6 protein-coding genes are annotated in these 6,132 nt (G+C 61.0%); 4 read left to right on the top strand and 2 right to left on the bottom strand.

Annotation, left to right across the window (positions count from 1 at the left end; all coding sequences use genetic code 11):
• Positions 1–1,158, bottom strand: a 1,158-nt coding sequence (locus VGY55_00420) for an MFS transporter (protein ID HEV2968417.1), incomplete at its 3' end; no start/stop codon positions are given.
• Positions 1,159–1,355: 197 nt separating this feature from the next.
• Between VGY55_00420 and VGY55_00415 the strand changes: the two genes are divergently transcribed.
• The 3 genes from VGY55_00415 to VGY55_00405 are packed head-to-tail and all read left to right on the top strand — an operon-like array spanning position 1,356 to position 4,106.
• A complete protein-coding gene (locus tag VGY55_00415) occupies positions 1,356–2,987 on the top strand; it encodes a CTP synthase (protein ID HEV2968416.1) in 1,632 nt (543 codons plus the stop codon).
• Between the two features lie 57 nt (positions 2,988–3,044).
• Positions 3,045–3,470 (top strand): DUF1844 domain-containing protein, encoded by a 426-nt coding sequence (locus VGY55_00410; GenBank protein HEV2968415.1) that lies wholly within the window; start codon positions 3,045–3,047, stop codon positions 3,468–3,470.
• A 33-nt stretch (positions 3,471–3,503) separates the two neighbouring features.
• Positions 3,504–4,106 (top strand): methyltransferase domain-containing protein, encoded by a 603-nt coding sequence (locus VGY55_00405; GenBank protein HEV2968414.1) that lies wholly within the window; start codon positions 3,504–3,506, stop codon positions 4,104–4,106.
• Here VGY55_00405 and VGY55_00400 read toward each other — a convergent pair.
• Positions 4,103–5,521: an excinuclease ABC subunit UvrC gene (locus VGY55_00400; protein HEV2968413.1), complete on the bottom strand. Its 1,419-nt coding sequence runs from the start codon at positions 5,519–5,521 to the stop codon at positions 4,103–4,105. The two genes, VGY55_00405 and VGY55_00400, sit on opposite strands and share 4 nt — an antisense overlap.
• Positions 5,522–5,655: 134 nt before the next feature.
• On the opposite strand from VGY55_00400, the gene VGY55_00395 reads away from it, so the two are divergent.
• A partial coding sequence (locus VGY55_00395) for a hypothetical protein (GenBank protein HEV2968412.1) occupies positions 5,656–6,132 on the top strand: 477 nt, incomplete at its 3' end.

Genomic DNA, 6,132 nt, shown 5'->3' with positions numbered 1-6,132 from the left:
CATCACGATGACGAACAACATCGCTGCCGGCGGCGATATGACCCACAGGAATCCAACCAAAGCGCTCGAGACGAAATCGCCGATGCCGTTGACGCTCGCCAGCAGCCCGAATCCGGTGCCCCGCGTCTCGGCCGGCAGCATCGTGGCCGCGGTCGAATTCTCCACCGTCTCCCAAACTCCCATGTAGAGCCCCGAAACGCCGAATGCGATCGCAAACTTTGCGAAACCATCGCCGGGCAGGAGCAGAGCCGCGGCTGGAATGACAGCCAGACTATAACCGGTCGCCAAAACCCAATGCTTTGGGAAGCGATCGGCGAAGACGCCGCTGATATAACACGACACGGTGTAAACCAGGTTGTAGCCGACGTAGAACAGCATGGCCGTCCGGGCGGCATCGGCGGGTGCGTAGTGCCGTTTCCAAGCCTCGGTCGCCCACAGGATCAGCAGCGTCTTGGAAAAATCGCCGCTTCCTGCCAAGCCCACGCCGACGAGATACTCCTTGAACGGCTTCGGCAGAGATCGCAGGCTGCCCCAGAGCCGCGCTTGAGGGCGCGGCTCGTGGGGCCGCTCGCGCACCAGAAAGGCGATCGAAACGGCGGCGAGAATCCCCGGCACGAGCGTGCAAAAAAAGAGCCAACGAAAGTGGTTTGCTCCCAGGACGGCGGCAAGCCCCACGGCCAAGAGCGGCCCGATCACGGCACCGGCGCTGTCCATCGCCCGCTCCAAACCAAAGGCCCGCCCATAGGTTTCCTTCGTCGTGGCCTCCGTGAGCAGGACGTTTCTTACTGGGGTTCTCGCTCCGCGCCCCAGCCAGCCAAACACCCTCCCCAGTAGCACGTGCCACCACTGCGTCGCCAGCGCGAAGCTGGCCATGCCCGAGGCGGTCACGAAGTAGCCGATCACCGCCAGCGGCTTGCGTCGCTGAAGCCGATCGCTGTATAGACCGGACAGCAGTTTGGCGAAGCTCGACAGCCCATCAGCCAAGCCTTCGATCAATCCGAGCGCCGCGGAACTGACTCCCAGCGTCGCCAACAGGGCCGGCATTGCCGTCGTCGCCATTTCGTGGCCGACGTCGGAGAATAGACTCGCCAGGCCAATACCCAGCACCGTCGAGTTCAGCCAATGAACGGCGGGCGATGAGCGCTTGTCGTCACTCATGCTGTCTTGTGCGCTTCTTTGTTCGATTTCGAGTCGTTGACGATTCTAACCCCGGCGGAGCAAAAAGTGCAGGTCGTTCATGGTGCGCAGCGACGAGATACATTGACGAATCGCCCGCCGCGGGTTTCAATGCTAGCTGGTGCAGCACGGTGGTGTACGGCCCTGCAGGAAGCCAATTTTCTCGGAACGGAGTTGCCATGACCAAACATATCTTCGTGACGGGCGGCGTTGTCAGCTCGCTCGGCAAGGGGTTGACCAGCGCTTCGATCGGCATGTTGCTCGAAGCGCGCGGGCTCGCCGTGCGGATGCAGAAGCTTGATCCATATATCAACGTCGATCCGGGCACGATGAGCCCCTATCAGCATGGCGAGGTCTACGTGCTCGACGACGGCAGCGAGACGGACCTCGATCTGGGACATTACGAGCGGTTCACCAACAGCCCTTTAACGCGCGATTCGAACTACACGACCGGTCAAATCTATCAATCGGTGATCAACAAGGAACGTCGCGGCGAGTTTCTCGGCAAGACGGTGCAGGTCATCCCGCACATCACCAACGAGATCAAGGGAGTGATCCGCAAGCTGGCCGACGATGATGTAGACGTGGTCATCACCGAGATCGGCGGCACGGTCGGGGACATCGAGAGCCAACCGTTCCTCGAAGCGATCCGCCAATTCTCGCTCGACGTCGGGAAAGAGAACTGCCTGTATATCCATCTCACGCTTGTTCCGTATCTCCAGGCTGCCGGTGAATTGAAAACGAAGCCGACGCAACACTCGGTCGGCCTGCTACGGCAGATCGGTATTCAGCCCGACGTGCTCATCTGCCGCACCGAGCAGCCGCTCAGCCGCGATGATCGCGATAAGATCGCCCTGTTTTGCAATGTGCCGACCGAGGCGGTCATCGAGGAGCGCGACAAGGATTTTTCGATCTATGAGGTGCCGATGAGCCTCGTCGATAATCGGCTCGACGATTTGATCGTTCGCCGGCTCGGCTTGACCGCTGGCGAACCCGAACTCGACGATTGGCGCGAGTTGCTCCACCGGCTCCGCAATCCCGAGCACGAGATTTCGATCGCCGTGGTCGGCAAATATGCCGAGCATCGCGACGCTTACAAGTCGATATACGAATCGCTCGATCACGCTGGCATCGCCCATCGCGCCCAGGTGCGCATTCAGAGTGTGCAGAGCGAAGCGGTCGAGCGCGAAGGCCCCGAGCGGCTGCTAGCCGGTTTCGACGGCATCTTGGTTCCCGGCGGGTTTGGCGAGCGCGGGATCGAAGGCAAGGTCGAATCAATCCGCTTCGCCCGCGAGCGCGGGATTCCGTTTTTCGGCATCTGCTTGGGAATGCAATGTGCTGTGATTGAGTTCGGCCGGAATGTTGTTGGGCTGGCCGGCGCGCATTCGACCGAGTTTAACAAAGACACGCCGCACCCAGTCATTTGCTTGCTCGATGAGCAGAAATCGATCACGGACAAGGGAGGCACGATGCGTCTGGGGGCCCAGCAAGCGATTCTGCATTCCGAAAGCCGAGCGCGGGCCTGTTACGGCCGGGATGTGATATGGGAACGGCATCGGCATCGCTATGAGTTCAACAATGCATACCGGCAGCAGTTCGAGGCGCACGGAGTGCTAGTCGCGGCAACCAGCCCGGATCATCAGTTGGTCGAGATCATCGAGTTGCCGAACCATCCGTGGTTCGTGGCGGTGCAATTCCATCCGGAGTTCAAATCAAAGCCGACCGTCGCTCAGCCACTGTTCGCCGGCTTCGTCGCCGCGGCGATGGTTCGGCATGAGTTCAGGGGGCAGGGGTCGAGTGTTGGCGGCTAGAGACTGTCAGTCGAAACCATTATTCCCTTTGAAGACGATGAGTTTTATCCAATTGCCATGTCCACCGAAAACCGCGACAAGCCGCAGCTTTTTGTAGATGAGGATTGGAAGAGCCGCGTCGAGGCCGAGAAGCTTGCCGCCGCGCAGGCCGGAGAAGGTCGATCGGGGGAAACTCCGTCGCTATCCGCGGCCGAGGCGGATGCTCCGCGGACCGGCCCGCTTCCGCCAGCGACGTTATCGTTTCTCGTCACGACGTTGGCGACGCAAGCGATGGTCTCGCTCGGGCAAGTCCCTAATCCGTTTAGCGGCACGACGGAGATCCGCTTGCCCGAGGCCAGGCATTTCATCGACACTTTGACGATGCTCGAGGAAAAGACGGCCGGCAACCGCACACCAGAAGAATCGGCGCTGCTCAACGGTTTCGTGCACCAGTTGCGGTTGTCATTTATCGAAGCCCAATCGTTGCTAGTTAGTGAAAAGTAACGTTCATTTCCGGCTCTCTCTGAGGAAGATGACATGGCCGACGTTCCGCAATGGGAAGAACATTATCGCTCCGGCACTCCACCTTGGGACACAGGCCGCACGTCCTCGGAATTGATGCGCGTCGTTCAGGCTGAAAACATCCGGCCGTGCCGCGCGATCGAACTCGGCTGCGGCACCGGAACCAACGCCGTCTGGCTCGCTCAGCAGGGATTCGAGGTGACGGGCGTTGATCTCGTTCCGCTGGCGATCGAGCGGGCGATCGAACGGGCGGCCGCGGCGGGCGTGACAATTCGCTTCCTGTCGCTCGATCTACTCGCTCTGCCCGACCTCGGCGCTCCGTTCGACTTTCTCTTCGATCGCGGCTGCTACCACGCCGTGCGCCGCGAGAACGCGCTGGGCTATATCACCGCGGTCGATCGGCTGCTACGACCAGGCGCACTCGGCCTCGTGCTGGCTGGCAACGCCAAGGAGCCGCTCGACCCGGGCCCGCCAGTCGTGAGCGAGACGGAGCTGCGCAGCGAACTCGGCAGCCGCTTCGAGATCGTTTCCCTGACCGAATTCCGCTTCGACGCCGAACTCGGCCCCGGCTTCAAGCCGCTGGCCTGGTCATGTTTGCTGCGGAAAGCGATCAACTAGTCCCCCAACGTCGATTTCCGCCGCAAAAGGTGATGATACTGCTGCGCGAATCGATGCGCTTCGTCGCGAACGTATTGCAACAGTCGTAGGGCGTAGGAGTGGCGACTGAGGCGCAGTGGTTCTTCGGCGTCGGGGATGTAGACTTCTTCTTCGCGCTTGGCGAGCGAGATCACGGCCGGCGGTGAAATGGATAGCTCGCGGAAGGCGGCCAGCGCTGCGTTGAGCTGACCCTTGCCGCCGTCGACGAGCAGGATGTCGGGGAACATCTCCAGCTCATCGGAGAGCCGCTGGAAGCGCCGTGAGACCACTTCGTGGATGCTCGCGAAATCGTCCACGCCGGCGACGGCCCGAATCTTATACCGCTTATAGTCGGGCTTGAACGGCAGGCCGTCGATGAATCGGACGACGCTGGCAACCGTCTCGCCACCGACCAGATGGGCGATATCGACCCCTTCGATCGTTCGCGGCGTCTCAGCAAGATGAAGCACCTTCCGCAGCCCGGCCAGGCCTTTCTTCGGATCGATGTAGAAGACCTCCGGTTGCGCGTGCTCGTCGAGATCGCCGCGCTGGTCGAGCGTTTCGAGCATGTGGATCTCGTCGCGGAGCCGGGCCGCCTTCTCGAAATGCAGCGCGGCCGCGGCAGTGCGCATCTCTTCGCGCATCTCGTCGAGCAGGGCCTTTTTTTTCCCTTCCAGAAACATCCGCAAACGATGAATATCGCGGCGATACTCTTCCTTCGAGATCCGCAGATTGCAGGGGGCCGTGCATTGCTGGATCGAAGCCAACAGGCAGGGGCGAAACCAGCGCCATTTCTCTTCGTGCTCGTCGATATCGAGCGAGCAGGTGCGGAACTTGAAAATCTTTTGCAGCACCTGGATCGCCCCGCGGAGCCCGCCGGCGCTGGCGAACGGGCCGTAGAGTTTGGTGCCGCGCGAGCGCGGCTCGCGAGTCACCTCGACCCGCGGATAATCCTCGCGGACGAAAATCTCAAGATAGGGAAAGCTCTTGTCGTCCTTGAGCGAGCGGTTGTATTTCGGCTGGATGTCTTTGACCAGCCGGGCTTCGACTAACAGAGCATCCACCTCGCTTTCGGCGGGGACAAAATCGATGTCGTGAATTTCCTTCACCAGATCGGCGGTGCGGCGATCGTCGGCCGCCGCCTTGAGAAAATAGCTGCCGGCGCGAGCCCGCAGACTCTTAGCCTTGCCGACGTAGATCACCACCCCAGCGGCGTCTTTCATCAAATAGACGCCGGGCGTCTGCGGGAACTCGCGGACCTTCGCCGCGGCGTGCGCGAAGCCACCCGCCGCGCCCGGCTCTGGCGAGGCGGCCGAATGCGATGGCGGCACAATCGCGGCCTCGTCGCCAGGGACGATCGGCTCTTCAGAAGTGTTTTCTTCGGTCTGGTCGATCATTAACTAAGTTTATCCATCCCCGTCAAATCGCCCCAGGCTTGATTGACCGGCAGCAAGGGCCACTAGAGAATGATAGGCAACGGTTCGCCGGAACTCGACTCTTCAGTTATCAATGTCATCGGGAGGACAATCTGATGGAGACCGTTCGATTCAGGATCATGTTGCGGCAGTTGGGGCTGGCGATTGGGATCGGTTTGGTCGCCGCCGTGTTGATTGCGGCCGAGGATGCCAAGGAGGAGCCGAAGCCGGCCGACAATCCGTATGCCCCGAAGAAGGGTCTCTCGCCGGCCGAACTGCGGCAGTATATCGAGCGGATGCAGGACGCTCCCGCCTCGATCCACGAGCGTCTCGGCTATTCCGAGGGCATCATCGAGGCCGCCGAGCGAATTCTAGCCGTTCAGCCCGAGGGTGAACTACGACAGTTTGCCATCGTCGCGGAGCTTTTGGCCCTGCACGACTCCGGCGCGGCCGGAAGCGAAGAGTCGGACAAGAAGTTATTCGCGATGGCCGAGCGATTCCGAGCGGACAACGACAAGCACGTGGCGAAGGAAGCCAGCTTCTACGTGCTCGAAAAGCGCGTGTTGGCCGCCGATGATTTGGACCCGGCAAAA

Source organism: Pirellulales bacterium (genome assembly GCA_035939775.1).
Taxonomy (GTDB): Bacteria; Planctomycetota; Planctomycetia; order Pirellulales; family DATAWG01; genus DASZFO01.
This window is presented reverse-complemented; position numbering and strand designations above follow the sequence as displayed.

Coding starts and splice junctions, on each gene's coding strand:
- VGY55_00415 (HEV2968416.1), top strand. CDS start 1,356: ATGACCAAACATATCTTCGTGACGGGCGGCGTTGTCAGCTCGCTCGGC.
- VGY55_00410 (HEV2968415.1), top strand. CDS start 3,045: ATGTCCACCGAAAACCGCGACAAGCCGCAGCTTTTTGTAGATGAGGAT.
- VGY55_00405 (HEV2968414.1), top strand. CDS start 3,504: ATGGCCGACGTTCCGCAATGGGAAGAACATTATCGCTCCGGCACTCCA.
- VGY55_00400 (HEV2968413.1), bottom strand. CDS start 5,521: ATGATCGACCAGACCGAAGAAAACACTTCTGAAGAGCCGATCGTCCCT.